Source organism: Mycolicibacterium baixiangningiae, assembly GCF_016313185.1.
GTDB classification, from domain to species: Bacteria; Actinomycetota; Actinomycetes; order Mycobacteriales; family Mycobacteriaceae; genus Mycobacterium; species Mycobacterium baixiangningiae.
The window spans coordinates 4,291,144-4,316,003 of the sequence record NZ_CP066218.1 but is presented as its reverse complement, the minus strand read 5'-3'; the positions used below and the strand labels follow the sequence as shown (position 1 = coordinate 4,316,003).

The 24,860-nt window shown below is 67.0% G+C and carries 29 protein-coding genes; 10 read left to right on the top strand and 19 right to left on the bottom strand.

The features are described from left to right. Positions 1–129 precede the first annotated feature (129 nt). The gene (locus I7X18_RS20470) at positions 130–1,338 is read right to left on the bottom strand and encodes a Fic family protein (protein ID WP_193043834.1); all 1,209 of its coding nucleotides are present in this window, start codon (positions 1,336–1,338) and stop codon (positions 130–132) included. A 204-nt stretch (positions 1,339–1,542) separates the two neighbouring features. Here I7X18_RS20470 and I7X18_RS20465 point away from each other — a divergent pair, with 204 nt between their 5' ends. Then, positions 1,543–2,988 carry a DHA2 family efflux MFS transporter permease subunit gene (locus tag I7X18_RS20465; RefSeq protein ID WP_193043833.1) on the top strand — a complete coding sequence of 482 codons (1,446 nt, stop codon included), beginning with the start codon at positions 1,543–1,545 and terminating at the stop codon, positions 2,986–2,988. Between the two features lie 82 nt (positions 2,989–3,070). On the opposite strand, the gene ponA2 is transcribed toward I7X18_RS20465, so the two are convergent. The 4 genes from ponA2 to I7X18_RS20445 all read right to left on the bottom strand — a co-directional run bounded on the left by ponA2 (position 3,071) and on the right by I7X18_RS20445 (position 7,701). Next, positions 3,071–5,548: a transglycosylase/D,D-transpeptidase PonA2 gene (gene ponA2, locus I7X18_RS20460; RefSeq protein ID WP_193043832.1), complete on the bottom strand. Its 2,478-nt coding sequence runs from the start codon at positions 5,546–5,548 to the stop codon at positions 3,071–3,073. A 795-nt stretch (positions 5,549–6,343) separates the two neighbouring features. Then, a complete protein-coding gene (locus tag I7X18_RS20455; protein WP_193043831.1) occupies positions 6,344–6,778 on the bottom strand; it encodes a type II toxin-antitoxin system VapC family toxin in 435 nt (144 codons plus the stop codon). Then, the gene (locus I7X18_RS20450; protein WP_193043830.1) at positions 6,762–6,995 is read right to left on the bottom strand and encodes an AbrB/MazE/SpoVT family DNA-binding domain-containing protein; all 234 of its coding nucleotides are present in this window, start codon (positions 6,993–6,995) and stop codon (positions 6,762–6,764) included. Before I7X18_RS20450 ends, I7X18_RS20455 begins: the two co-directional genes overlap by 17 nt. A gap of 73 nt (positions 6,996–7,068) precedes the next feature. After that, on the bottom strand, positions 7,069–7,701 hold the full coding sequence (locus I7X18_RS20445; protein ID WP_193043829.1) for a TetR/AcrR family transcriptional regulator: 633 nt from the start codon (positions 7,699–7,701) through the stop codon (positions 7,069–7,071). A gap of 174 nt (positions 7,702–7,875) precedes the next feature. Here I7X18_RS20445 and I7X18_RS20440 point away from each other — a divergent pair, with 174 nt between their 5' ends. The 3 genes from I7X18_RS20440 to I7X18_RS20430 all read left to right on the top strand — a co-directional run bounded on the left by I7X18_RS20440 (position 7,876) and on the right by I7X18_RS20430 (position 10,769). Continuing rightward, a complete protein-coding gene (locus tag I7X18_RS20440; RefSeq protein WP_193044028.1) occupies positions 7,876–8,775 on the top strand; it encodes an AurF N-oxygenase family protein in 900 nt (299 codons plus the stop codon). Further along, entirely contained in the window at positions 8,772–9,059 is a 288-nt protein-coding gene (locus I7X18_RS20435) for a DUF4873 domain-containing protein (protein ID WP_193043828.1), read from the top strand. The genes I7X18_RS20440 and I7X18_RS20435 overlap by 4 nt, the downstream gene beginning before the upstream one ends. Before the next feature lie 99 nt (positions 9,060–9,158). Next, complete coding sequence (locus I7X18_RS20430) at positions 9,159–10,769, top strand: sensor histidine kinase (RefSeq protein ID WP_319017960.1); 1,611 nt, start codon at positions 9,159–9,161, stop codon at positions 10,767–10,769. A 14-nt stretch (positions 10,770–10,783) separates the two neighbouring features. Here I7X18_RS20430 and I7X18_RS20425 read toward each other — a convergent pair whose 3' ends face one another. Beyond that, the gene (locus I7X18_RS20425; RefSeq protein WP_193043827.1) at positions 10,784–11,209 is read right to left on the bottom strand and encodes an EVE domain-containing protein; all 426 of its coding nucleotides are present in this window, start codon (positions 11,207–11,209) and stop codon (positions 10,784–10,786) included. Positions 11,210–11,296: 87 nt separating this feature from the next. On the opposite strand from I7X18_RS20425, the gene I7X18_RS20420 reads away from it, so the two are divergent. Continuing rightward, entirely contained in the window at positions 11,297–12,934 is a 1,638-nt protein-coding gene (locus I7X18_RS20420; protein WP_193043826.1) for a peptide chain release factor 3, read from the top strand. Positions 12,935–12,947: 13 nt separating this feature from the next. Here the strand turns inward: I7X18_RS20420 and I7X18_RS20415 are convergent, their stop codons facing one another. The 6 genes from I7X18_RS20415 to I7X18_RS20390 form a co-directional block, all read right to left on the bottom strand. Next, entirely contained in the window at positions 12,948–13,517 is a 570-nt protein-coding gene (locus I7X18_RS20415) for an Asp23/Gls24 family envelope stress response protein (protein ID WP_193043825.1), read from the bottom strand. After that, positions 13,518–14,126 carry a DUF6286 domain-containing protein gene (locus I7X18_RS20410; protein ID WP_226862611.1) on the bottom strand — a complete coding sequence of 203 codons (609 nt, stop codon included), beginning with the start codon at positions 14,124–14,126 and terminating at the stop codon, positions 13,518–13,520. It lies immediately after the preceding gene. Beyond that, positions 14,123–14,503 (bottom strand): Asp23/Gls24 family envelope stress response protein, encoded by a 381-nt coding sequence (locus tag I7X18_RS20405; protein ID WP_232375290.1) that lies wholly within the window; start codon positions 14,501–14,503, stop codon positions 14,123–14,125. The genes I7X18_RS20410 and I7X18_RS20405 overlap by 4 nt, the downstream gene beginning before the upstream one ends. Then, positions 14,496–14,675 (bottom strand): hypothetical protein, encoded by a 180-nt coding sequence (locus I7X18_RS20400; protein ID WP_193043824.1) that lies wholly within the window; start codon positions 14,673–14,675, stop codon positions 14,496–14,498. The genes I7X18_RS20405 and I7X18_RS20400 overlap by 8 nt, the downstream gene beginning before the upstream one ends. Before the next feature lie 81 nt (positions 14,676–14,756). Continuing rightward, on the bottom strand, positions 14,757–15,137 hold the full coding sequence (locus I7X18_RS20395) for an Asp23/Gls24 family envelope stress response protein (RefSeq protein ID WP_404822707.1): 381 nt from the start codon (positions 15,135–15,137) through the stop codon (positions 14,757–14,759). Beyond that, positions 15,134–15,595, bottom strand: a complete 462-nt coding sequence (locus I7X18_RS20390) for an Asp23/Gls24 family envelope stress response protein (RefSeq protein ID WP_193043823.1) — start codon at positions 15,593–15,595, stop codon at positions 15,134–15,136. The genes I7X18_RS20395 and I7X18_RS20390 overlap by 4 nt, the downstream gene beginning before the upstream one ends. Positions 15,596–15,763: 168 nt before the next feature. Between I7X18_RS20390 and I7X18_RS20385 the strand changes: the two genes are divergently transcribed. Both I7X18_RS20385 and I7X18_RS20380 read left to right on the top strand, forming a co-directional pair. Continuing rightward, complete coding sequence (locus I7X18_RS20385) at positions 15,764–16,339, top strand: RNA polymerase sigma factor (protein ID WP_232375289.1); 576 nt, start codon at positions 15,764–15,766, stop codon at positions 16,337–16,339. Continuing rightward, positions 16,336–16,803 carry a hypothetical protein gene (locus I7X18_RS20380; RefSeq protein WP_193043821.1) on the top strand — a complete coding sequence of 156 codons (468 nt, stop codon included), beginning with the start codon at positions 16,336–16,338 and terminating at the stop codon, positions 16,801–16,803. The genes I7X18_RS20385 and I7X18_RS20380 overlap by 4 nt, the downstream gene beginning before the upstream one ends. Here I7X18_RS20380 and I7X18_RS20375 read toward each other — a convergent pair. After that, positions 16,794–17,621, bottom strand: a complete 828-nt coding sequence (locus I7X18_RS20375) for an adenylate/guanylate cyclase domain-containing protein (protein WP_232375288.1) — start codon at positions 17,619–17,621, stop codon at positions 16,794–16,796. The genes I7X18_RS20380 and I7X18_RS20375 overlap by 10 nt on opposite strands. Positions 17,622–17,682: 61 nt before the next feature. Between I7X18_RS20375 and I7X18_RS20370 the strand changes: the two genes are divergently transcribed. The 3 genes from I7X18_RS20370 to I7X18_RS20360 all read left to right on the top strand — a co-directional run bounded on the left by I7X18_RS20370 (position 17,683) and on the right by I7X18_RS20360 (position 19,747). Then, positions 17,683–18,378 (top strand): hypothetical protein, encoded by a 696-nt coding sequence (locus I7X18_RS20370; protein ID WP_193043819.1) that lies wholly within the window; start codon positions 17,683–17,685, stop codon positions 18,376–18,378. A 117-nt stretch (positions 18,379–18,495) separates the two neighbouring features. Further along, on the top strand, positions 18,496–18,804 hold the full coding sequence (locus I7X18_RS20365; protein WP_193043818.1) for a hypothetical protein: 309 nt from the start codon (positions 18,496–18,498) through the stop codon (positions 18,802–18,804). Positions 18,805–18,916: 112 nt separating this feature from the next. Then, positions 18,917–19,747 (top strand): LLM class F420-dependent oxidoreductase, encoded by an 831-nt coding sequence (locus tag I7X18_RS20360; RefSeq protein ID WP_193043817.1) that lies wholly within the window; start codon positions 18,917–18,919, stop codon positions 19,745–19,747. On the opposite strand, the gene I7X18_RS20355 is transcribed toward I7X18_RS20360, so the two are convergent. From I7X18_RS20355 to I7X18_RS20330, 6 genes are read right to left on the bottom strand one after another with little or no spacing between them, the layout of a single operon-like run. Then, positions 19,744–20,898, bottom strand: a complete 1,155-nt coding sequence (locus I7X18_RS20355) for an oxamate carbamoyltransferase subunit AllG family protein (protein WP_193043816.1) — start codon at positions 20,896–20,898, stop codon at positions 19,744–19,746. The genes I7X18_RS20360 and I7X18_RS20355 overlap by 4 nt on opposite strands. Further along, positions 20,895–21,497 (bottom strand): NAD-dependent dehydratase, encoded by a 603-nt coding sequence (locus tag I7X18_RS20350; RefSeq protein WP_193043815.1) that lies wholly within the window; start codon positions 21,495–21,497, stop codon positions 20,895–20,897. Before I7X18_RS20350 ends, I7X18_RS20355 begins: the two co-directional genes overlap by 4 nt. Positions 21,498–21,548: 51 nt before the next feature. Continuing rightward, complete coding sequence (locus tag I7X18_RS20345; RefSeq protein WP_193043814.1) at positions 21,549–22,415, bottom strand: NAD-dependent epimerase/dehydratase family protein; 867 nt, start codon at positions 22,413–22,415, stop codon at positions 21,549–21,551. Between the two features lie 29 nt (positions 22,416–22,444). Continuing rightward, positions 22,445–23,440: a PDR/VanB family oxidoreductase gene (locus I7X18_RS20340; RefSeq protein WP_193043813.1), complete on the bottom strand. Its 996-nt coding sequence runs from the start codon at positions 23,438–23,440 to the stop codon at positions 22,445–22,447. Beyond that, the gene (locus I7X18_RS20335) at positions 23,437–24,600 is read right to left on the bottom strand and encodes an aromatic ring-hydroxylating oxygenase subunit alpha (RefSeq protein WP_193043812.1); all 1,164 of its coding nucleotides are present in this window, start codon (positions 24,598–24,600) and stop codon (positions 23,437–23,439) included. Before I7X18_RS20335 ends, I7X18_RS20340 begins: the two co-directional genes overlap by 4 nt. Before the next feature lie 22 nt (positions 24,601–24,622). Then, on the bottom strand, positions 24,623–24,841 hold the full coding sequence (locus tag I7X18_RS20330; protein WP_193043811.1) for a DJ-1/PfpI family protein: 219 nt from the start codon (positions 24,839–24,841) through the stop codon (positions 24,623–24,625). Between the last annotated feature and the right edge of the window lie 19 nt (positions 24,842–24,860).

Genomic DNA, 24,860 nt, shown 5'->3' with positions numbered 1-24,860 from the left:
GAGGTTACGATGGCCCACCGACAGTTCGGGGACCGCGCGAAGTCGGTACATCGCCGCGGCGGCATCTAACCGCCTTGGTCACACGTCGGTCGTCGTCGACCCGGACGCGTACTCGCGAGCATTACCGGTCTAACGGGACCGTCTGCGTCGCCCGGCCCGCGCGGCGAACGCGTCGAGCGCGCTGAGGACTTCTGGCGCGCGCCAGGCTCTGTTGCGGGCGCGGTCGGTGAACTCGACGATGATTCCGGCGGCGGTCAACGGGTCGACATATCGGCGGGCATTCCCGGTCCTTATGCCGAGTTCACGCTGCAGGAGTTGCGCATTGAAGACGGGGTGCTTGATGAGCAGGTCGGCGACGCGATGAACAGCTGAGTCGCGGCGGGCAGTGATGCGGGTATCCCATTGTTCGCGAATTGATCTCAGGTCGGTGACCAGTCGGCGTCCGTTCGCCACCGCGAGCAGCGAGGCTTCCGAAAGCCGCTCGACGATGGCGGCAGGATCACCGTCGCGATAGGAGCTGAGGGCGCCGAAGTAGGCATCGGTGTCGGTCAAGAGCCCTGCCGAGACCGGGACGGTGATCTGGCGAGTGAGGCGCTTGTGGCGCAGCATCGCTTGGATCAATGCGCGCCCGGTTCGACCGTTGCCGTCGGCGAAGGGGTGGATGGTCTCGAACTGGGCATGAGCGAGGGCGATCTGGGGGAGGCTGGGCACATCGGCGCGACGCGCGAAGGCGAGCAGATCGTCGATGGCGCCCGAGATGCGGGTGTGGCGAGGTGCGACGTAATCGGCGCCGCGGGGGCCGAAGTTCCCACCGCCAATCCAAACTTGCTCAGTGCGCCAGTGTCCGGCCGAGAGGGGATCGCTGTGGTGCATCAGGGCGGTGTGCATGGCGAGTATCGCGTTCTCGTCGAGTCGGTCGGCCAGCGTGACCGCAGCCTTCATGGCTTCGGTGTTGGCCACGATCAGGGCGGCATTGCGACGGCTCGTGTCACCTAGCGCTTCGGCTTCGGCGATCGCACGAGCGGAGGCGGTCAGATTCTCGATGTTCGAGCTCGCCGCGGACTCGGATCGCAGCAAGACTGCGCAGAAGGGCGCGATCTCGTCGCCGAGCTCGGCGTCGAAACGTGTGATCTCATTGCTCGCTTCTTCAGCATCGGCCAGGGCAGCCGAAGGAAGCGAGATAGTGAGCTCGGCGATGGAAGCGGGGATCGCGGCCTCGTACGTTCCGGCTTGTCGCTGCGCTGCCCGCAGGTCCGCGAGTCCGTAGCCTGCTTCGACCGGTGCGTCCCACGTCAGCGTCTCGTACGTGAGCGCGGTCCCCCCACGAACTGATGCCACACGCCAAAGATAGCATCACTTCGGACGTTAAATGATGCCTTCGAGCGTCACGGGGATCATCTATCGACCAGCCGTTCACGGACCCTCATGGGCCGCGTCCCGCCGTTATCGTGCACGAGTCCTCGACCGCGGTCCTCCGGGTCGGCAGCTCCGTGAAGCGGCCCGCCTATTCTGGTTAGCTCTACGAACAAACCAGGGAGATTCATGACCACCGAGGCGAGGGAGCCCTCGACGCGCGAGCGCCTGCCATCCAGCGCCAACGCCATCATCGCCATACTCGTCGGGTCGGCATTCGTCATGATCCTCAACGAGACGATCATGAGCGTCGCCCTGCCCGCCTTGATCGTCGATCTGGACATCACGGCAAGCACGGCACAGTGGCTGACCAGTGGCTTCCTGCTGACGATGGCGGTCGTGATCCCGATGTGCGGGTCGCTGCTGCAGCGGTTCCCGGTGCGAGGCGTCTACCTCGCGTCGATGGCGGTGTTCTGCGCGGGCACCTTCATCTCAGCGGTGGCACCAGGCTTCGCCGTCTTGCTGGCCGGCCGGATCGTGCAGGCGTGCGGCACCGCGGTCATGGTGCCGCTGTTGATGACGACGGTGTTGAACCTGATCCCGCCCGAGCGGCGCGGTCAGACAATGGGAACGATCTCGATCGTCATCGCGGTGGCCCCCGCAATCGGTCCGACCCTGTCGGGCATCATCCTCGGCTCACTGAGCTGGCGGTGGATGTTCTGGATTGTGCTACCGATCGCGGCGCTCGCGTTGGCGGCCGGCGCCGCCCGGCTGCGGGTGGTCGAGGAACGGCAGCGGCCGACGCCGATAGATCCCGCGTCCATACCACTTTCCGCCGTCGGCTTCGCCGGTCTGGTGTTCGGTCTCTCGCTCATCGGTGAATCCGGGAACGGACATCAGGGCGTGCCCGCGTGGGTGCCGATCGTCGTCGGCGCAACGGCATTGGTGATCTTCGGGATTCGGCAGGTGCAGCTACAGCGGCACGACCGGGCGTTTCTGGACCTGCGCCCCTTTGCCTACCAACGCTTCTCGCTATCGCTGGCGCTGGTGATCCTCGGGTTCATGGCGCTGTTCGGCGCGATCATCATGCTGCCGCTCTATGTCCAGGGTGTGTTGGGTGGAAGCGCGTTGGCCGCGGGCCTGGTAAGCCTGCCCGGCGGCATCCTGATGGGAGCGGCCGGCCCACTGGTCGGGCGCATCTACGACCGGCTGGGCGCTCGGCTGCTCGTCATCCCCGGCTCGCTCATGCTCTGCGCGTCGCTGTGGGGGTACACGACGCTGTCGGCGACGTCGCCGATGTGGGAGATCATCGGCTTGCAGACGGTCATGATGGTGGGCCTGTCGCTGTTGTTCACCCCCTTGATGACCGACGCGTTGGGTGCGCTGCCCGAGTCGCTGTATTCCCACGGCAGCGCGATCCTGACGACGCTGCAACAGGTCGCCGGCGCCGCCGGTACGGCGTTGTTCATCACCGTCATGACCAAAGCGTCAGTGTCGGGCGGGTCGCCCGACCTACCCGGTGTGCGTGCCGCTTTCACCGTCGCCGCGGTGATCGGCGTGATCGTCGTCATCATGGGACTTTTCACGGGACGCCGGCCCGTGAGCGCAGGCGCCACAGTGGCCGAGCTGCGTTGAGAGTGCGCTAGAGAGGATATTCATCCGTTCGGCTGCGGTTCCCAAAGACGCAGCCGTCAGCGCAGTTTCAACATCACGCGCGTCAAGCCGGCGGTAGAGGTGGCGGCGGCGGTGGCGGTGGCGGTGGCGGAGGTGGCGCCAGCCATGGCAGCACTATTGGCGGCAGCCCGGGGATTTCGAGGACGTTGGGTGGCGGGGGCGGCGGGGGCGGTGCCTCCCCAGGAGGTGGCGCGCTGGGGGGAGGTGGCCGGTACACCGGCGCGGGGACGTACCCGGTGCTGGTGTTGATCGTGATGATCGATCCAGGAACGGTCTTACCCCGCGGCGTAGTGCCGACGACGGTGCCCTTGGACGACGAGCTGTTCACCGCAGTCGGTTCCGCGGCGACCCGAAAACCGGCTTCCTCCAATTTCTTTCGCGCCGCATCGAGCTTCAGCCCGGTCACACTGGGTACCTCGCTGCCAGGGCCGCCGTCGACGTAACGCGGATCGGTGGGGGGCATGGTGATCGGGCCGAAGTCGTTCGCGATCGGCTTCATCGCCATGTACCAGGTGCGGGCCGGTTCTGTTCCGCCGTAGAGGTCTCCGTCACCGCACTGGCGTAGCGGGTTCGAGCACAGGCCTGACGGCGTCGGGGAGTCGTTGAAGATGTAGTTCGCGGCGGCGTATTGATTGGTGAAGCCGAGGAATCCCGACGACCGGTGCGACTCGGTGGTGCCGGTCTTGCCCGACATCGGCAGATCCCATCCGACCGAACTTGCCGCGCCGGTGGCGGTTCCGCTGATGTGGTCCTGGCCCAGCGCATTGGTCATCGTGTTGGCGAGGCCCTCGGGGACCGCCTGCTCGCACGGCGCCGTCGCCAGCGCCACTTCATCGCCATTGCGGTCGATGACCTTGTCGATCGGGCTGGGCGGGCACCACATTCCTCCAGAGGCCAACGTCGCCGCCACGTTGGACAATTCGAGCGCGTTGAGCTCCAGCGGGCCGAGTGTGAACGATCCGAGGTTCTTCCGCTTGACCCAATCGGCGATGCTCTCGTTGGTCTCGGGGTCGTACGCGCGGGCGGTTCCCGGCTCGGCGTAGGACCGCAGCCCCAGCCGGACCGCCATGTCCACCGCGCGGGGAACACCGATCAAGGAGATCAGCTTGGCGAACGCGGTGTTGGGCGATTTCGCAAGCGCATCGGTCACGTTCAACCGACCGGCGAACCCGGAGACGTTCCTCACGCACCAGGTCTTCGGCGGGCATCCCGGTTCGGTGCTGTCGCCCAGGCCGGTGCCCCGAAACGTCTGGGGCACATCCAGTGTGGCGTTGATACCCATCCCCATGTCCAGCGCCGCGGCCGTGGTGAAGATCTTGAAGATCGAGCCCGCGCCGTCGCCGACGAGGGAGAAGGGCTGGGGCTGCACCGTCTGGCCGGCATTGATGTCCAGCCCGTAGGTGCGGCTGTCGGCCATCGCGACGATGCGGTGGGCGTCCTTACCGGGCTTGATCACGCTCATCACGCTCGCGACGCCGGCGGCGGTGGGATCGGCAACCTTGTCGATGGCGGTCTTCACGCTGTCCTGGACCTTCGGGTCGAGGGTGGTGCGGATCAGGTAGCCGTTGCGGGCCACGTCCTCCTTGCTCAGACCCGCGTGGGCCAGGTACTGCATCGCGTATGCACAGAAGAACGCGCGGTCGCGGGCGGCGATGCAGCCCTGGGGCAGCGGATCGGGCCGCGGCAGCACGCCCAGCGGCCGGGCCTTGGCGGCGCGGAGTTCGTCGGCCTTGTCGGGCAGGTTCTCGATGATGGTGTTGAGCACCACGTTGCGCCGTTCCAGCGCGGCATCGGGGTGGGTGTACGGGTCCAGCGAACTGGGGGAGCGCACCATTCCGGCCAGCATTGCCGCCTGCTGCCAGTTGAGCTCGCTCGCATCGATGCCGAAGTAGGTCTTCGCGGCGTCCTGAACGCCGAACGCACCGTTGCCGAACGACACCAGGTTCAAGTAGCGGGCCAGGATCTCCGCCTTGGGCAGCGCCACGTCCATGGCCAGGGCCGCCCGGATCTCGCGGACCTTGCGTGCCGGGGTGTTCTCTACCGCGGCGCGCCGGTCCGCACTGGTCTGCGCCTTCACCAGGAGGTTGAAGTTCTTGACGTACTGCTGCTCGAGCGTGGACCCGCCCCGGGTGGTTTCGGCGCCCCGCAAATAACCTGCGAGGCCGGTCAGGGTGCCCTGCCAATCGACGCCGTTGTGCTCACTGAAACGTTTGTCCTCGATCGAGATGATCGCCAGCTTCATCGTGTTGGCGATCCGATTGCTGGGAACCGCCCAGCGGCGCTGTTCGTACAGCCATGCGAGGGGGTTCCCGGCTGCGTCGACCATGGTAGAAACGATCGGCGCCTCACCCTCGAGCAGTTCGGTGAATTCCTCACTGGCCGAGTCGGATACGCGCATGAGTGCCGTCCCCGCGCCGCCGACGAACGGGAACATCAACGCCGCCGCGAGCAACCCGGCGACGAGGCAGCAGCCCGTCAGTCTGGCGAGCGCTTGCCACTTTGCCCGACGATAGTCGCGCATAGCGTCAGCTTAGGACGGTTCGCGGGACCTGACAGCGGATTGCGCGGGACTCGCAAAACGCCGTGGCTTCTCGCTGAGGTCGGCCTCGCTATTGAGCGCCTATGCGGCGTTTGGCGTCTTTGTCGACCGCGGTGGCGATGTCGTGGACAAGCCTGGAATGCCACTGCTTATGCGCCGCCAAGTCTGCCGTGAGCGCGTGACAGTCGGGACACTCCTGATGGGCCGGGCTCTGCTGAGTCTGCTCCATGCAGCACCTCCTCGAACAATGCGGTCGTGTCCACGGTGGCACGAAGCACACCTCCCGTCCAGCACGCAGATGGGACGTGACTCCGAGGTGACCTCCGCCCCGTTATTGCCGTCGTTGAGCCCGGCACCCGCCGGTGCCACAATCGACGTATGGACTCGGGCCCGCTGGGCCGGAGATCGGTCGAACTCCGCTCGGACCTCGACACGCTGACAGCGACGTGCCGCGTACTCCGTCGGCTTCCGTCGCCCGATGAGCGGCCAATCCTGACAACGAACCCGTCGTGGAGAGCTCGCGGTCGCCGATGCAATGGCGCCGAGGCGGCGACGGGCGGGATGGAGTCATCATGATCACCCTCCTCCGCGTTGACCGTCACGCCGGGATGCTTTGGGCGAAGGTGTGAGAATCGTCGTCAACGGTTCCATCCCCGGCGACGGCATCGTGACGAGAGAGAGCGAGGGCTGCGCCACCAGCAGGTGGTCGGCGGCCCTGCTGAACCCACCGTGATCCACCACGGCGGAAGAACTTCGGCCGGCACGAGCTCGACTGATTCAGCGGGAAACTGGCGAGAGCAACTCGTAGCTGACGCCCAGCATGCGATAGGTCGGTTCGGCCCGCCGATCGCACGTGATGAGGGTCCGCCTGTGCTGTCGGGCGGCTGCACCGACCAGGCCGTCGTAAATCGCCCCGCCGGTCAATCGTGCTTCGACCAGTTCCGCCAACAGTTTCGCCGTATCGGCCGGCGACAGAAAGCGCGACTCCGGAAAATTTGTCTGCTGCAGGCGTAGGGCTGCGGTCGGACTGAGACGGTGCGGCGCCGGAAGTCGGGTCAAGACTGACAACAATTCGAACGCAGCATGCCCGGACATCCCTCGGCTACACGCGAGCAGTCTTGCTCGGGCGGCTTGATGGAATGGGTTTTCGCGCTGGGCTAGTGCCAACGCCGCGCTGGTGTCGAGGAGTACGTGTTCAGCGTTGGTCGCCAAGCCGCAACTCCCGCACCGCATCATCGTCAAGCTCAGGCCCGCCCGGTGGAAGCAGGAGCAGCCCGTCCTCTTCGACGAGGTTGTCGGCGGCAATGCTCTGGATGCGGATCGCGGACCCGTCGAGCGTGATCTCCACTTCGCCGGCGGAGATGCCGGATTTCTCGCGGAGTGCCTTCGGGATGACGACGCGACCAGCCTTATCGATGGTAGTCCGCATACCATAACGCTACCATTGTGATGGTAGATCCCCGCGGGTTTGAACCACCGCGAGGCTCGCGCAGTCGCCGCCCCTAGCGCGTCAACCCCAGCAGCGGGGGGACGAGGTACCGGCGCGCGAACGATCGGGCGGCGTCGTCGTCGCCGAGGGCGACGTTCTGCGATGGCGTCAGCACGAACGACACGATGACCCGGACGGTGACCTCGGCGACCTCGAGCAGCTCGAGCTGCGTGCGACTGTCGTCGGGCAGGGCAACGGCCAGTTGATGGGCGAGGAAGGACGAGGCGGTCCGGACGACGCCGTCGCCCTCGATGGTCAGGAACGGCAACACGGTCTCCGGCTCGGTGGCGAGCAGCCGCTGCAGCAGGGCGTGGCCACGCAGCGTGGTCAGCGTGAACACGAACCCTTCGACCAGCTTGTCTTCCGCTTCGGCGTACCCGCCGGCCTCGGCGGCGAGGTCGGAGAGGAAGCGCTCGAGTTCCCGCAGCAGCACCGCCTCGACGATGGCGTCCTTGTTCGCGAAGTTCCGGTACAGCGTGACGCGCGCCAACCCGGAGCGACGGGTGATGTCCTCCACGGTCGTACGGCGGATCCCGAACAACTCGAACTGTTTGAGCGCCGCGTCAAGGATCCGTTCGGCGTTGCCTTCCGCCGTCGGTGACCCGAAACGCTGCACCGCCTTGGCGAGCAGGCCGCTGTACTGCATCGGTGTCTCCTCGACATGGACCGCTCTTTGGGCGACGGTCGACGACGGCAGTCTAAAGCCTGCGCAGAGACTATTGATACAAACGAACCAAGAATGTATCTTTCGTATCCATGGCGCTCGGCGCTCAACGCCTGTGCCTCGACATTCACCAACAGCAGGAGGCTCCTCATGGCCATGGCTCCATCGACGGGGACATCGCCCAGTCGCGACGAATTCTCGGAGCGGCTGTTGCGGGGGTCGGCCAAGAAGTCGTACGCCCCGGTGGTCGACATCGACTGGGAAGCCCCCGTTGTCGCCGACAAGTTCTTCCTGCCGCCGCGGGTGGTGTCGCTGTACGGCACACCGATGTGGGCGGAGATGACCCGCGAACAGCAGATCGAGCTGTCGCGCCAGGAATTCATCAACCTGCTGTCCGCCGGCGTGTGGTTCGAGAACATCCTCAACCAGGCGCTGCTGCGCGGGCTCATGCACGCCGATTGCACGTCGGCCTCGACCCACTACTCACTGACCGAACTGGGTGACGAGACCCGCCACATGGTCATGTTCGGTCGCACGATCGAGGCCGTCGGCGGTAAGCCGTTCCAACCCAAGCGGTTTCAACGCATGATCATCAACATGTTGCCGCTGGCGTTCCAGAAGTCGGTGCTGTGGATCGCCGCGCTCGTCGGTGAGGAGATCTTCGATGCGTTGCAGCGGCAGATCCTCGACGACCCGGACGTGCAGCCGATCGTGCGGCGCGTCATGCGGATCCACGTCACCGAGGAGGCGCGGCACATTCAGTTCGCCCGCGACGGCGCCCGCCGGGACGTCCCAAACATGCGGCCCGTCAACCGGTATCTGCTCGCCACGGTCCATGGTGCCGGTGGCCCGTTCTACCGCTACCTGTTCACCAACCCCGCCGTATACCGACGCGCCGGGCTCGACGCCCAGGAGGCCCGCCGACAGGCCCGCAGCAACCCCTATTTCCACGAGTCGATGCGAACCGGATTCGCCCCGCTGGCGGCGTTCCTCGAGGACGTCGGGCTGATGAGCCGGATCGGCCGGCGGATGTGGAAGCGCAGCAACTTTCTGTGACCCTCGACGAGAGCGGGGTGTTCGACGGCGACGCCGAACTGGACGTCGCCGGTGCGCGCTGCCCGGTCCGGGTCCGGCTGACCGGTCACCTCAACCCGATCGATGGGCGATATCACTGGCAGGGGCTGGCTTACGGAGCGCCCGAGGATGTCCAGACGGGCAAGCCGGCGCAGCTGTGGATCGAGAACCGCAGCGCCACAGTGCGACTGGTCGAGAGGATCCCGTCCGGCCAACTCATGGTCAGCGGCGTGGGGACCCCGCCGTACGACCTCTCGCCAGCATGAGGTGTGCCCCCGCGGCCGCCGTGCGCGGGGACGACGCCTGACGCTCGGAAATTTCCGGCGGGAGATTTCCGTTTGACCGCGTGAAGGCGAGGTCGACTAGTGCACACTGCGCAACACCCGGCGGCACCGCGTGCGGCGGAGTCGCCACCCCCATCGTCACGTGAAGGACTGCTGAGCCTGATCCTGCGGCCGACACCGGCGCCGATCGCCGTGGGAATCGTGGTCGCCGCGGGGTTCATCGCCGTCGAGACACTCTTGGTCTACTGGCTCAAACAGATGTCGTCTGTGCACGCCTACGGGGCGCTTTTCCTCCTCGGCGTGCTGGTGGTGTCCGCTCTGTGGGGCCTCGGCTTGTCGGTGGCGACCTCGATGGCCAGCGCCTCGGTGTACTTCTACTTCCACACCGAGCAGGGTGGAACTCTGGTCGCCGACGGGTTCGAAGACTTCATAGCGGTCCTGGTGTTCCTCCCGGTCGCGTTGTCAGCCAACCTCCTCGGCAGGCAAGCGCGGTTGCGAGCCACCGAAGCCGAACAGCGTCGCCGCGAAGCAGACGTCGCGGCGTCACTCGCCGGAGCATTGGCCGAGCAGCAGTCCGCGCTTCGCCGCGTGGCGACGCTTGTCGCGCGCGGCGTGGCTCCGGCCGAGGTGTATCCGGCAGCTGTCGCCGAACTCTCCCGAGGTCTCGGGATTCACAACGTCGTCTTGTTGCGCTACACGGTCGGTGGTGCCACGGTCGTCGTCGGCACCCGCGACGAACACGGCAACGCGATGATGCTCACCGGAGAGCACCTCGTGTTGGAGGGCGACAACGTCGCTGCCCTCATTCGGCGAGGGGGCCGTCCCGCGCGGATGGACTGCCTCGACGACGCTGCCGGCCCGATCGCTGAGCGTGTGAGGCGACTGGGATTACGGTCCGCGGTGGGGGCGCCCATCGTCGTGGGCGGTCGGGTGTGGGGCGCCGTGATCGTGGGATCGGCGCTGCCCGAACCACTTCCGGCCGGCACCGAACAGCGGATCGGAGACTTCGCCGACCTCGTCGCCACCGCCATCGCCAACGCCGAAACGCGCGCCGAACTCACCGCGTCCCGCGCTCGGATCGTCACCGCCGCCGATCAGGCTCGGCGTCAATTCGAACGGGACCTTCACGACGGTGCACAGCAGCGCGTCGTCGCACTGGGGCTTCACGTTCGCGGTGTGCAGGCGTCCGTACCGCCCGACCAGCAGGCGCTGAGCGACCAGCTGTCGCAGGTTGTCTCCGGACTCACGGAGATCGCGGAGAATCTCCGGGAGCTCTCGCGGGGGATCCACCCGGCCATTCTGTCGAGGGGCGGACTCGGCCCCGCGATCAAGACGCTGAGCCGTCGCTCGCCCGTTCGGGTGGCGCTCGACCTGAGTGTCCACGCGAGATTGCCACAACATGTCGAGGTCGCGGCGTACTACGTCGTGGCGGAGTCTCTGACGAATGCCGCCAAGCATGCGCATGCATCTCAGGTGACCGTGCGCGCCGCCACCGGGGACAACGAACTCCATCTGACCATCGCCGACGACGGAATCGGCGGCGCCACCGTCGGCGGCGGTTCCGGACTCATCGGACTCAAGGATCGCGTCGAAGCCGTCGACGGCCGTCTCGACATCTGTAGCCGGTCGGGTGGCGGAACAACGGTGGCCGCCAGAATCCCGTTGGACCACCCCGGACCCCAACGGCCATAGGGGTTCGATGACCCTCAGGCCGACGGCAGCAGTGGTTCGATCAGTGCCAGTTCTCGCGCGTTCACCCAGGACGGATTGGCTTGCTGGGGCGAGCGGAACACCTCCATCGAGCACAGACCCGGTAGTGCGGACAGCGTCGCGGCGGTGAGTGGCTCGGCGAACAAGGGGATGCGGACCGGCACATGCAGCTGACCGTCCGCGACGGACGGGTCCCCGGTGATCCGACCCGCGCCCCAGATTCCCCGGCGGGGGTGCGCTGACACCCAGAACAGGACTCGCTGGCCTGGCCGGATGAGGCGCGAACGGTAATTGTCGGCAATGCACCAGGACGGCTTGGCCTCGCCGGCGGCGCACATCGGGCTCAGCGACGTCTTGCGGGGGTTGCACTTGATGACCCACGCTCCCAGCGCCTCGAGGGTCACGCTGCGTTCCGGCGGCACGCGACCATCCTCCACGCTCCCGCGGGGCGCAGGCCGCAGGGCTGCGATTATCGTTTCAGCGCTCCGGCCAATAAAATCGGCTGTGCAATGACAGATACCGCCGCAGGTGTGTCGACGGCCACCGGGCCGCAGGCAGACCGCATCTCCGCAGAAGCGCGACGTCGCAGGACGTTCGCGGTGATCAGCCACCCCGATGCCGGCAAGTCCACGTTGACCGAGGCGCTGGTTCTGCACGCCAAGGCGATCACCGAGGCGGGTGCGATCCACGGGAAGGCGGGTCGGCGCGCCACGGTCTCGGACTGGATGGAGATGGAGAAGGCCCGCGGCATCTCGATCACCTCGACGGCCTTGCAGTTCCCCTACAAGACGCACAGCGGCGACACCTGCATCATCAACCTGCTCGACACCCCGGGCCACGCCGACTTCTCCGAAGACACCTACCGGGTGCTGACCGCCGTCGATGCCGCGGTGATGCTGATCGACGCCGCGAAAGGCCTCGAACCGCAGACGCTGAAGCTCTTCCAGGTCTGCCGCCATCGCGGTATCCCCATCATCACGGTGATCAACAAATGGGACCGGCCGGGTCGCCACGCCTTGGAGTTGATGGACGAGATCCACGAGCGCATTCAGCTGCAGACCACGCCGTTGACCTGGCCGGTCGGCATCGCCGGTGACTTCAAGGGTGTTCTCGACCGGCGTACCGGCACATACATCAAGTACACCCGCACCGCGGGTGGTGCCACCGCCGCTCCCGAAGAACACCTCGATGCCTCGGTCGCCCAGGAGATCGCAGGAACCGACTGGACCAACGCCACCGAAGAATCCGAGCTGCTCAGTGCCGACGGCGCCGACTTCGATCGGGACTCGTTCCTCCGCTGTACATCGACGCCGGTGCTGTTCACCTCGGCCATCCTCAACTTCGGTGTCAACCAACTTCTCGATGTGCTCGCCCAATTGGCACCGCCGCCGAGCGGTCAACTCGACATCGACGGCAACCGCCGCGAAGCCACCGCACCGTTCAGCGCGTTCGTGTTCAAAGTCCAGGCGGGTATGGACTCCGCGCACCGCGACCGGATCGCCTATGCCCGCGTGTGCTCGGGCACCTTCGAACGCGGCGAGGTCCTGACGCACGCCGCCACCGGCAAGCCGTTCGTCACCAAGTACGCGCAATCGGTTTTCGGTCAGCAGCGATCGACCCTCGCCACCGCCTGGCCGGGGGATGTCATCGGACTTGCCAACGCCGCTTCGTTGCGTCCGGGTGACACCCTCTATCGGGACATCCCTGTGCAGTACCCGCCGATACCGAGCTTCTCGCCGGAGCATTTCGCGGTCGCGCGGGGCACCGACCCCAGCAAGCACAAGCAGTTCCGTAAAGGGATCGAGCAGTTGGACCAGGAGGGCGTCGTCCAGGTGCTGCGTTCGGACCGGCGCGGCGACCAGGCGCCGGTGTTCGCCGCTGTCGGGCCGATGCAGTTCGAGGTGGCCAGCCATCGGATGGCCGGCGAGTTCGGTGCGCCGATTTCGCTCGAGCCACTGCCGTACACGGTGGCCCGAGCTGCCGACCCCGCCGATGTCGAGATCTTGCAGAAGCAAGCTTCGGTGGAGGTGTTCACCCGAACCGACGGAGTCGTCCTCGCGGTGTTCTCGACGAGATGGCGCCTCGAGAACATCGAACGCGACCATCCCGACGTGCACCTGCGCTCATTGGTGGCGGCGGGCGAGTAGTCCCGTCCCGGCGTTACTCGACGCGGTGCTCCCTGCGCCGGTGGTGATCGATGCGCACGGTGGTCCGGGTGGCGATTCCGGGGTCGCCGACAACTCCGGCGGTCTGGGCGCACACCGTGTCGATCGGGTCGAGCAGCGCATCGAGATCCAGCGGTGAGCGCGCGGTCACGGTGAGGTCGACGGTGCGTACGCCCCGGTCGATGACGGCCTTGCCCTTCGCCGATTCCACGCCGGGGTGCTGCTCGAGTATCTGGGCTGCGGCGTGTGCGACCGCTCCCAGGTCGGCGCTGACCCTGCCACCGGCCTGGCCGCTGGTGAGCGGCACAGCCTTGACCCTCGCCTTGGGGGTGTGGATGAGAAGCCACCGCAGCGCGAGCAGGATGAGCACGATGCCGACGGCGCCGACCGCCCAGGGCCACCACGCCGTGCCGGCGGCCGTCACCAGGCCGGGCGCCGTGACGTACTCCGGGGTGCCGGGGATCCAGTCGGTCGCCCACATCAGCATGCCGGCGCCGAGGACGATGGCTGCGAGCCCGAAGACCAGGGCAGCGAACCGATCCCATGTGCTGGCCAAGCGGGTCATCTAGCGGCCCCCTGTTCGCGTGCGCACCACAACCTTGGGCGGCGCGGCCATGACCGACTCGAGGGAGTTGGTGACCGCCGCGCTGACGGCCGATTTGAGTCGTTGTGCATCGCGGCCGCGGTCATGTGCGGTGGTCACCACGGTGACGGTGACCTTGCGAAGGGTCGCCGACGAGCGCGCGCCGAGGACACCGGGCACCATTTCGGCGGCCCGGGTGGCGACGAGAGCGAGGTCGCTCCGGCCGATCCACACGCTGCTGCGGGCGGCCAGTGGCAGCGCGGTGCGGCGGCGAGGCCGCAGCGCGCTGTACACCGACCACAGGCCGACCAGGATGGCGATGACACCGAGGGGGATCATCCACCACTGATAGGTCAGGCCGTCGAGCCACTCGACGGTATTGAGGGTCCACGGGCGCCCGTCGAGCCACCCGGCCGACACGGCACTGTCGCGTACCGCGATCACGCCGAGCGCCAGGACCAACAGCGCGATCAGTGAGCCGACGTAACCCGCGGCGGGTGGCGCGGCGGGTGAGGGTGGCGTCGCGGGCAGCATCGCTCCGGTGGTCTTGTCGTCGACAACCCTTGGGGGAGTGGCGTGTTTGGGGGTCATAACAGGGTCCGAGCTGGTGTCGGCGCCTCGGTGACGATGGCTTCGATCGCGACGTCGACGCCGTCCACGGTCAGCCCGACGCAATCGTGCAACGCCTCACTGACGTTGCGCTGCACGGCCGAGCCGACGTCGGGCAGCGAATGCGGCCACGTCACCGCCAGATCGAGGTGGGCACGCACCCGGGTCGCGGACAGGTACACCCGGGCGCGGGGCAGTGACCGGCCGGTCAGCTTGTCGATTCCCGCGGCATGGGGCGCCACACCTGGTGTGTCGAGCGCGGCCCGCATCGCGATGCGTTGTGCCACTTTGTCTTTGATGACCAAAGTGCCGGCGTCGGTGTGCCCGTCGCCCCCGTCTGCGGGTGCTGCGTCAGCCACGGCCGCGGCCCTTCAGCAGCGCCCCCAGGTCGAATTGTCCGTCGGTCTGGCCCCCGATCAGATAACCGATGACCCCGAGCAGCACGGCGATGACGAAACCGGTGAAGCCTCCCGCCGCCGCGGCCACGCCGAGCAGCAATCCTGCGATCAATCCCAAGCTAGAGGTGGTCATCGAAGCCTCCGAAACAGTTGTGTGCCGACGTTTTTGGGCGGTGGGGGGTGGACCGGTCAGCGCTGTCCCACCGCCACTCGGTCATGATGCGGGCGCCCCGGGCGCGGGGGCGGTGACGTCTTCGACGTAGACGTCGACGGTGCCACCGACCAGGGGCGCGACCGCGTCACGGATGCGCGCCGCGGTCTCGCGGACCGCGGCACCGAAATGCAGGACGACGTGTACCTCGGTGACGCCGTCGGCGATGCGGATGCCCTCGACTCGTCGGCCCGCAAGGTAGGTGCCGACCTCGCCGAACATGCCGCCGTGCAATCCGGCGACACCGGGAACCGCCGTCACCGCGGCGGCGACGACATCCGCCGGATCCTCGGCCCTCGCCTCCGCATGCCGCGCGCCGCCGGGCGAGCGGGGATCACGCACAGGCGTGGCGCCAACGTCGAGTGGTGCTCGTCCCGCGGTCACTGCACGCGTGAGGGTGCGGGCTGTTCATCGGAAGCGTCGTCCTCGGCGAAGTGCACGTCGTGGACGGTGATGTTCACCTCGGTGACTTCCAGTCCGGTCATCCGCTCGATCGCGGCCATCACGTTGCGACGCAAGCCCGAGGCGAGGTCTGTGATGGAGACGCCGTACTCGGTCACGATGTCGAGGTCGACGGCGGCCTGCTTCTCGCCGACCTCGACCGAGACGCCCTGGGCGTGGTTGACGCTGCCGCCGGGGATCCGTTCCCGCAGGGCGCCGACGGCCCGCGACGCGCCGCCGCCCAGGGCGTACACGCCGTTCACCTCGCGCGCGGCGATGCCGGCGATCTTGGACACGACCGTGTCGGCGATGGTGGTCTTGCCTTTCGCACCCACCAGTGCATCGGTGCGCGGGGCGGCGCCTGCCGTCGCCGTCGACGTCGTGGGCTGTGTGCTCGTCATCTGTGTCCAACTCCTCTGATCGGTTGTTCAACGGTGTAGTCGGGCGTCGTTGACCGAGGAGCACGCTGAGCGAGTGTGATCTGAGTCACATCATGGTCGGCTCGTCAACGACAGGGAATGCCGCTGAGGCCGGTCGTGGATGCACGACTGCGTTCGATAGGAGCCGTCGTGGTCACCAATCGCTCCCGCGTCGACCTGGTCGACGCTGGAGACGGCTTTTTGAATGCCGCGATCCGACTCGGCGATCGGGACGCGTTCGAGGTGGTGGTGCACCGCTACGGCCCCGGCCTGTACCGCTACGCACGCCGGATGCTCGCCGGCGAGAACGACGCCGCCGACGTCGTACAGGAGACGTTCACCGCCGCGTGGCGGCGGTCGGGTTCGTTCCGGGGTGCTGCGTCACTGCGAACCTGGCTGTTCTCCATCTGCGCGCACAAGGTCGTCGATAGCTACCGCGTCAAACAGGCGCAGCCGATCGATGGCACGCTGCTCGAAGCGCTACCGGCCACCGACCGCAATTGCGATCCGTTCACCGCGGCGTCGGGTGCGGGTTTCGTCGCCGCTTTGGAGGAGGCGTTGGCCGAACTCCCGCCGCGGCAGCGCGCATCGTGGGTACTGCACGAGATCGAGTCGATGACGTTCCCCGAAATCGGGGCCGCGCTGGGGCTCAGCGCCGGGGCGTCGCGCGGACAGTATTCCCGTGCGACCAAGACGCTGCAGGACAGACTGGAGAGGTGGCGATGAGTCAGCCCGACGATCTGCTGCGGCGAGTCGCCGACTTCATGCGTGCTGCCCCGGAGCCGGGATGGGACGCCAGCGCCGACCGGGTCATCGCCGCCGTGCGAGCCACTCCACCCGCCGGTGGCTGGCCGCTGCGGGTTCACGGCCCAGTCGGCCTCCCCGGAGCCGGGCAGGGGCGGGTGTTCGTCAGCGACCAGGTGCTGCGCAGCACGCTGGCGGTCGTGTTGCGCCGGCGCTACGTCTGCGCTCCGACCGCCATCGAGTTCGTGCTCGACGGCGATGCCGTGCGCGCCGTGCACATCGATGTCACCGGCAGGTACGGCACGTCACTGCCCGACCTTGCCGACGAGATCCGCCGCACCACCGAGCACACCGTCAGTGACCTCCTCGGCACCCCCGCCGGCAGCCAGGGGCCCATCGACATCACCATCAGCGACGTCGTCGCCGGCGACCCGATCTACAGCTGAGAGCAGATGTCGACGGCATGCACCGTCTGTGTGTCAGGCACGCCCTTCAACTGGACGTCGCGCGGCGCACCGAAGCCGATGCCATCCGCGTCGCCGATCGCCTGCCGCACGGCGTCGCTGACGAGGATCTCGCCGCCGTCGGCAAGATCGGCGACCCGCGCCGCCATCGCGACGTCGAGGCCGAACAGGTCCTCGCCACGCCGGACCGAGGTGCCGACGTGCGCGCCCATCCGCACGCGGATGCCGTCCGAGCGGCCAGCGTCCTCGAGTAGCGCCTGTTGCACCGCAATACAGCAGCGCACGGCCCCGGCGGGATCGGGAAAGGCGATCATGAACCCGTCGCCCTGGTTCTTGACGACGACGCCCTTGTGGTCGGTGACGTGCCGTCGGATCAGCTTCTCGTGCCGCTCGAGCAGCTTCACCCATTCGCGGTCACCGAGCGAGGCGTTGCGCTGGGTCGATCCCTCGATGTCGGAGAACACCAGGACGACCCGTCCGTTGGCGGTGATGCGGGCGAGGTCGGGCCGTTCGACCCGCGCCCACCCGGCGAGGTCTTCGATCGAACTGCGCACCGTCCCGCCGATCTGCCTGCGGATGATCGCGTCGGCGGTCTGCACCGTGTTCGTCACCGTCTTGATGGCCAGCGGCGCGACGCCCAACGGCTTGCGGCGACGCCGGCGTGGCTCGTCGCCCTCTCTGCGCCGCGAGAGTTCCTTGCGCGTCGCCGCCAGCGTGCGTCGGGAGAGCAGCAGCAGGACGCCCAGTGTCACGAGCCCGGCGAACTCGATCACCACGACCACCCACAGTGCGACGTCCACGCGACGATCATCCCGGACGCGCACACCCGGGGGTGCCCGCGCGTCCGAGTACGGTTCGGCCATGGCGACCCCCGAAGAAGTGCCCCTGATCGGCGAAGTGCGCAACGCACTCGATGGCGGGCATCCGCTGGACTTCCTGGGCCTGCTCAGCATGGTGGTTCTGGGCACCACCGCCCAGCCGCTGCAGAATCCCGAGGAGCAACCGCCCAGCATCGGCGAACTGGTCGGGGCCTTCATCGACGTGCAGGTCCCCGAGACCACGGCCCTGCTGGCGGGACTCGGGGAAATGCTGGTCGACGACGACGCGCTGCGCGCCCAGTGCAGGCAGGCGGCTCGGCAGCGTCGCGACGGCCTGCCGCTGTGGCTGGCCGAACTGGGCCAGAGCACCGTCCACCGGGCCGTGCGGATGACGCATGTCCTCGGTGACGGCGACGAACTCCTTCTCGGCGTCCGGTTCGCCGACGGGCAGGAGATGACAGGTGTGGTGAGCATCGACCACCTGTCGGTGGTGACCGACGCCTTCCTGGTCCCGGAATCGATCGATGCGGTACTCGCCGTGGCGAAGTCGAACAACACCGATCCCGACGTCGCGTTCGCCGACATCGACCGCGCCGACGCCCGCGCCTCGTTGCAGGAGGCGCTGGACAAGCCGCTGTCGATGTTGCCGCTGCCCGACTCGGACACGTGGCCGGGTTGCCGCGCGCTGGTGCAGTGGCTGGCTCGGTTGATGCCGTCCGGTGGAGGGGCGCACTCCTGACAGGTCTCGGCGGCTGAAACGGGTACCCGAGGCCGGTAGGAGGCTGGCCGGCCGGTCGACGCCGGTGAGACGCCGATCGTCTTCGTCAACTCGGTCGGCGGGTACATGCCGTCGTCGGTGACGGCCTACAGTGCGGCCGACAACAGCACGGGGCCGACGCCGCTCGCCTCCGACATCCCCGAGGTGGTGAAATCAATGAGCCCGATGTACCACCTCCGTCGCCGCGACGCCGAGGTCGCACCACACTGGTGGATCCGCCTCGGCACCAAGGACACTGACACCGCGCTCACCGTGTCGTCGAACCTGGCCGCCGAGGTGGCCGCCACCGGCGCCGGCGTCGACCACATCATGTACTGGGACGAAGGCCACGGCGCGAACACCGACGCCGCCGACTTCATCTCCTGGATCGGACGCATAGCGGAATAGCGCCGCCGCCCTCCGATGCATGCGGGCCCACGAACGGGGAATGCTCATAGAGGTGTCGGTGTTGACCACCAGTGAATCGCGGCCGAACTCGGCAGCCGAGAAGGAGACATGCATGAAGTTCGGGATCTCGACGTTCGTCAACGACGACAGCATCGACCCGGTCTCACTTGCGCGTGCGATCGAAGAACGCGGTTTTGCGTCCCTGGTGGTCGCCGAGCACACCCACATCCCCGCCAGCCGGGAGTCGCCGTATCCGCAGGGCGGTGACCTGCCGCCGGTCTACTACCGCACGCTGGATCCGTTCGTCACACTCGCCGCTGCCGCCGCGGTGACCTCGGACATCGAACTGTTCACCGGTATCGCCCTGCTCATCCAGCGGGATCCCATCATCACCGCCAAGGAGGCGGCGAGCATCGACCTGATCTCCAACGGCCGGTTCGTGTTCGGCGTCGGCGCGGGCTGGAACCTCGAGGAACTGCGGCAGCACGGCACGGATCCCAAGACCCGCGGTGCACTGCTCGACGAGCGCATCGAAGCCATCAAAGCGCTGTGGACCGACGAGCCCGCCGAGTATCACGGCAGATTCGTTGATTTCCAACCGTCCTACAGCCGCCCCAAGCCGGTTCAGAAGCCGCACCCGCCCATCTACATCGGCGGGAACTCCGATGCGACCGTCAAACGCGTCATCCGGCACGATGCCGGGTGGATCTCCAACCCGCTGCCTGTTGAGCAGCTCACCAGTCGCGTCGCACAGCTGCGCGACGGCGCCGGGCACGACGTCCCGCTGGCGATGTTCGGCACACCTCCCGAGCCGGACTACTGGCGTGCCGCCGACGATCTCGGGTTCGGTCAGCTGGCCTTGCTGTTGCCGACCATGCCGCTCGACGAATCGCTGAAGAAGCTCGACGAATTCGCCGCGCTGGTCGACCAGTACCGCGGTTAGGTTCCGAGCGCGGCGTCGAACAGCGCGATGGGTGGCTGGTAGACCCCGCCGCCGATGCGTCCGTGCCCACCGGCTGCGATCAGCCCGAGCAGCACGATGGGGCCGATGCCGATGTCCGCGACCGCGCGCGCGGACAGGCCGGTGCGCAGTCCGCCGGCCGCCTCCAGCGTGACGGGCAGCAACTTCTCCGGCCGAGCGAGGGCATCGGATGGGAGGTGAGCGCCGAGTGCTTCCCGGACCGCGGGGGCGTGATCGAGGGATTGCCCGCCCAGGCCGAGCACGTCGACGACGGCGGAATCGCCGATCGCGCCCAGGATCTCGGTGGTGGGCGCGTCGGCCTCGACCGGCCCCTGCGGCGGGGTGGCGGCCGTGGTGACCCACCGTCCCGGATGAGAGGCGATCTGAATGCCGAATTCGGTACCGTTGCCGCCGGCCCGGGTGACCAGGTCACACCCCTGAATGCCTTCGGGCGCAGCCAATATCAGCGCGGCGGCACCCATCCACAGGTTGAGGGCGAACGCACCGCAGGTGGCGAGGAACTCCGCGATGTCTCGCGGGGTATCGCGATCGACCAGGAGATCCCGGAACAACCCCGAGGCCGCCAGTGTGCGGGAATGCCCGTCGTCGCCGAGGGCATGTGACTGCGCCACGAACGGCAGCAGTCGCACCGGGGTACCGACGCGCCGTGCCAGGTAATCGGCGTAGTTCCCGTTGAGCCAGCGGTGAAAGGCGGGGATCTCCCGGTCGTCGATGCCGAGGCGCAGGCAGTGCGCCATTCCCTCGTTGAGGGCGGCGTACTTGACCCGGCCGGAGTGGGAGTCGGCGATGACGTGCAGCGCCATCGACGGTGAAATCACCCCGCACAGCGGTACCACCATGTCGTGATCCTGCGCTGGACGGTAGCCGATGTCGCCGTTCGCCAGGGCCGTCAGCGCATCGTCCGGGGTGGTTGCCCACCCCTCGTAAACGGTCGCCAGCGCCAACGAATTGCGCACCGGAACGGGAACCGTATCCCAGCCTCGGAACGGCGGCCCGGCGTGGAACAGGACGCGGTCGCCGGTGACCACATCGGCCGCGCGGGCGATCCCGGTCCACACGGGATCGGTGGCGACGATGTGCTGCAGTGCGACTGAGTTGGCGTCTTGGGTCATGCCTGAATCCACGTCTCGGACAGCGCCATCGCCGCCGATTGCGCACGACGACCGAAAAAGTCACGCTCGACCGTGGCGCCCGGCAGCGGTGTGCCGTTGACCTCGACGGTGCCCGATTGAGCCGGGCGGAAGACGCTGAGCATCTCGTGACGCGTGGTACCCGATTCGTGTTTGGGCTGGTGCACGGCGAACGGTGCCCCGAGGTTCTGCCACCGCATCGCGATCGTGGTCTGGGCGGTGTCGTCCGTGGCCGACTCCACCCACTCGCTGTCACCGAGGCTCTGAGTGAACACGGCGTTGGTGTGCAGGGTGGGATTTTTCAGCGCCTGGGTGGGGCGGAACAGCGCGAAGTGGCTGGCGAAGTCGTCGATGAGGAACCGGGCCAGGGGCTCGTTGTCGGTCAACCCGATCGCCTTGGCCAGATCGGCCTCGTAGGGATCGGTGACCACCAGGATGAGGTGTCCTGTGCCGTGAACGGAACTGGTGATGCGGAAGAACAGTGACAGAGAGGACCAGTCACCGGCGGGGTCGGTCTTGAGGTAGACGAACGGGTTGTCACCTGTCCAGTCGACGGCACCGGGCAACACTGTTTGGGTCATGGCGATCTCCTGTTGATCGAGGGTGTGGTGGGGGGGCCGACGGGGCTGTGGTCAGAGCCCGAATTCCGCGCGCAGGGCGGGGAATTCAGTGGTGGGCTCCCAGCCGAGGACCTGGCGTGCGTGCTGGTTACTGAAGATCGACGTACGCGGATTGGTCTGGAACACACGGGGATTGAGGATCTCGGGTAGCTCACCGATGCGGTCGCGATACCAGTCGAGCGTGGGCTCTGAGCGGGACGTGTCGTCGGCGCTGAGGAAGAACGTGCCGAACTTCAGCCCACGGCTCTCCAGTGCCCGGCGGAATCCGGTGGCGACGTCACGGGCGTGCACGTAGTAGTACAGCCAATGGGTGTCCGGATTGTCGATGAACTCGCAGTATTCGCCGATCGTCTCCGGCAGCACCACCGCAAGCGGTCGCAGACACAGGACGTCCATGTCGGTACCGGTGGCGATGCTGCGCCCCATCGTCTCCATGATCTGCTTGCTCACGCTGTAGGCCTGAACGGGCCGCAGTTCGTGGCGCTCGTCGACCTGCAAGCTCTGCGGTGTCCAGTCGGCCCGCATCTCCGACAGCCCGCAGGCGGACACGCTGGAACACAGGACGACCTTCTGAAGGTCGTTCTCCGCCGCCGCCTGGAGCACGTTCCACGTACCCATCGTGTTGACCCGGATGTACTGCTCCGGTGCGGCTTTCCAGTCGAAGTCGATCGCGGCGAGATGCACCACGGCGTCGGCGCCCTTGAGGGCTCGCCGCATGCTGTCGAGGTCGGTCACATCGCCTTCGGCGTACTCGACATCTGCCGAGGACTGGGTGAGATCGACATTGGTGACGTCGAAGCCGGTGGCGAGTTCGTCGACGACATACCGTCCGACGCGTCCCGATCCGCCGGTGACGACGACCTTGGTGGGGGCTGACATGGAAGTGAATCCTCTCCTAGAGAACAGGTTTAGATGTCCAGGACCAGTCGTGGGGTCCGTGCCCGCGAGACGCACACCATCATCGTCTCGTTGGCCTCTTGTTCCTCCGGTGACAGGACGGCATCGCGGTGGTCCGGAATACCCTCCAGCACATCGGTTTCACATGTTCCGCACACGCCTTCGGAGCAGGAGTACTCCATCTGGATGCCGTGCTTGCGTAACACCGACAGGATCGAGCAATCCGGCGGTACGGTGAGTGAAGTGCCGCTGCTCTTGACCACCACCTCGAAGGGGACGTCGCAGCTAGTGTCGACAGTGATGGCCGCGAACCGTTCGAGGTGCAATTGCCACGTCGAATCCGGCGAGTGCAGCGCCTCAAGAGCGTCGAGCATCGGCCCCGGCCCACACGCGTACAGGTGCGTGCCGGCCGGTAGATCGTCGACGAATCCGGCCAGGTCGAACCGACCGTGTTCCTCGTCGGTCCACATGGTGGCGTCGGGTCCCAGCGCCATCAGTTCGTCGCCGAAGGCGAGCCGCTGGCTGTCGCGCGCCAGGTACACAGCCTTCCACGGTTTGCCGGCGGCCGCGGTGGCGCGGGCCATCGCCAGGATCGGTGTGATCCCGATACCGCCGGCGACGAACGCATACGACGGGGCGTCCTCGAGCGGGAAATGGTTGCGGGGACCGCGGACCCGCACCGTCGTGCCGGGATGGACGTTGTCGAGGATGTACGAGGAGCCACCGCGACCGTCCGCCAGTGCGAGCACCGCGATGCGGTACACATCCGCTTGCAGCGGGTCGCCACATAACGAGTACTGGCGCAGCATGACGTCGCCGTCGACGGCGGGAAGATTGACTTCCAGGTGAGCGCCCGGCTGCCAGGGTGGCAATGCGGTGCCGTCCGGGGAAGCTAGTTCCAGCACGACGATGTCGCAACCCACCAGACGACGGGCCGTGACCTCGAGGGTGAACGTGTCGCTGTCGACCTCGGAGAGGACCGGCGCCGCGGCGTCGGACCCGGTCACGGCTGCCGGTCGGCGACGCGGTACTTCTCCACGAGCCAGTGGTTGAGGTTGACCAGCACGTCCTCGGGCGGAGCGTAACGTCCCCGCGGCGCGAAACGCGACGCCATTCCGCGTTGCGTACCGTTCCATGCCATCTCGTCTTCGCGCATGACCTCGGCGAGGTCGGCGACCTCCTGCTTCCATTCGGCTTCGAAGTTCGGCAGTGCCAGTGTGGATTCCGGGTACATCCAGGTCGCGGCGAACCGTGAGGTGTCCGCGTTGCCGGGCATCCAGTTGAAGTACTTGACCTTGTCGGGCATCGCGATGATGAGCAGGTTCGGCGCGATGGTGACGTACGCCAGCTTCGACCGCTGTTCGGGGGTGAGGTTGGGTAGGTAGGGCTGCAGCACCCGCCCGGTCTTGGTGGGCGAGGCGCCCTCTTCCACGCTGATCAGCTCGTAGCCGACGATGCCGTTGGCGGTGTCGTTGAACGGCGCGTCGAAGTTGATCTGCTCGGCGGAGGTGGGGTACATCGGCACCCAGGAGTGCGAGTGCAGGAACTGGCAGTGATAGCACTCGTCGCCGAAGAGTTTCCAGTTGAACCTGTATTCGGCGAACTCCTGGGGAGCAGCCGATTTCAGTGACGCGATGTCCCAGTTGCGTAGGTAGTCCGACACGCCGGACAGACGCTGGGTGATCGAGGGAATGGTGTCGTCGAACGTGACGAAGATGAACCCTTCCCAGATCTCGGAGCGGACGGTGGGCAGTGCCACGGTCGACTTGTCGAAGCAGGGCGAGTTGTTGAGCTCCGGCGCGGACTGCAGCTTGCCGTCCAGCCCGTACACCCAAGAGTGGTAGGGGCACTGGAACCGTCGCTTGTTGCCGTTCCCTTCGACGAGGATCATCGCGCGGTGCTGACATACGTTGGCCATCACCCGGATCTGATCGTCGCGACCACGCACCGTGATGAGCGGGTCGTCACCGACGGTGACGGTGAAGAAGTCACCGGGGCGGGTGATGTCGGTGGCGCGGCCGATGCAGATCCATTCGTGGTTCCACACCGCCTCGAACTCGAAGCGGTAGAACGCCTCCGAGGTGTAGGTGTCCGGTGGCAGCGACACTGCCAGTGAGGTGTCCTGGTCGCTGCTGTCGAACTCCGCGATCGGAATGGGGCTTTTCATCGTCTTCTCCGAGGTTGGCTGGTCAGGACAGGGTCAGGGAAGTAAGGCGATCAGCGCACGCATCCGGGCGCCGAGGTCGTGGGGGAGCTGACTTGCCGCGCACCGGTGCGGTGCCCACACCGGCCACGGACACCTCGTAGCCCTCTTCTCGAAGCCGCAGCGCGGGGTAGATCAGCTCGGATTCTTCGAAGAAGTCCGCGGCGAGGACGACGACACGGGTGTTTTCGGGGTTTGTGGGCACAGAGACTCCGGTGTGATGC

Excerpts from the sequence above, each read along its gene's own strand:
- I7X18_RS20465 (WP_193043833.1), top strand. The coding sequence starts at position 1,543 with ATGACCACCGAGGCGAGGGAGCCCTCGACGCGCGAGCGCCTGCCATCC.
- ponA2 (WP_193043832.1), bottom strand. The coding sequence starts at position 5,548 with ATGCGCGACTATCGTCGGGCAAAGTGGCAAGCGCTCGCCAGACTGACG.
- I7X18_RS20450 (WP_193043830.1), bottom strand. The coding sequence starts at position 6,995 with ATGCGGACTACCATCGATAAGGCTGGTCGCGTCGTCATCCCGAAGGCA.
- I7X18_RS20445 (WP_193043829.1), bottom strand. The coding sequence starts at position 7,701 with ATGCAGTACAGCGGCCTGCTCGCCAAGGCGGTGCAGCGTTTCGGGTCA.
- I7X18_RS20440 (WP_193044028.1), top strand. The coding sequence starts at position 7,876 with ATGGCTCCATCGACGGGGACATCGCCCAGTCGCGACGAATTCTCGGAG.
- I7X18_RS20420 (WP_193043826.1), top strand. The coding sequence starts at position 11,297 with ATGACAGATACCGCCGCAGGTGTGTCGACGGCCACCGGGCCGCAGGCA.
- I7X18_RS20415 (WP_193043825.1), bottom strand. The coding sequence starts at position 13,517 with ATGACCCGCTTGGCCAGCACATGGGATCGGTTCGCTGCCCTGGTCTTC.
- I7X18_RS20410 (WP_226862611.1), bottom strand. The coding sequence starts at position 14,126 with ATGACCCCCAAACACGCCACTCCCCCAAGGGTTGTCGACGACAAGACC.
- I7X18_RS20400 (WP_193043824.1), bottom strand. The coding sequence starts at position 14,675 with ATGACCACCTCTAGCTTGGGATTGATCGCAGGATTGCTGCTCGGCGTG.
- I7X18_RS20390 (WP_193043823.1), bottom strand. The coding sequence starts at position 15,595 with ATGACGAGCACACAGCCCACGACGTCGACGGCGACGGCAGGCGCCGCC.
- I7X18_RS20380 (WP_193043821.1), top strand. The coding sequence starts at position 16,336 with ATGAGTCAGCCCGACGATCTGCTGCGGCGAGTCGCCGACTTCATGCGT.
- I7X18_RS20370 (WP_193043819.1), top strand. The coding sequence starts at position 17,683 with ATGGCGACCCCCGAAGAAGTGCCCCTGATCGGCGAAGTGCGCAACGCA.
- I7X18_RS20360 (WP_193043817.1), top strand. The coding sequence starts at position 18,917 with ATGAAGTTCGGGATCTCGACGTTCGTCAACGACGACAGCATCGACCCG.
- I7X18_RS20355 (WP_193043816.1), bottom strand. The coding sequence starts at position 20,898 with ATGACCCAAGACGCCAACTCAGTCGCACTGCAGCACATCGTCGCCACC.
- I7X18_RS20350 (WP_193043815.1), bottom strand. The coding sequence starts at position 21,497 with ATGACCCAAACAGTGTTGCCCGGTGCCGTCGACTGGACAGGTGACAAC.
- I7X18_RS20345 (WP_193043814.1), bottom strand. The coding sequence starts at position 22,415 with ATGTCAGCCCCCACCAAGGTCGTCGTCACCGGCGGATCGGGACGCGTC.
- I7X18_RS20335 (WP_193043812.1), bottom strand. The coding sequence starts at position 24,600 with ATGAAAAGCCCCATTCCGATCGCGGAGTTCGACAGCAGCGACCAGGAC.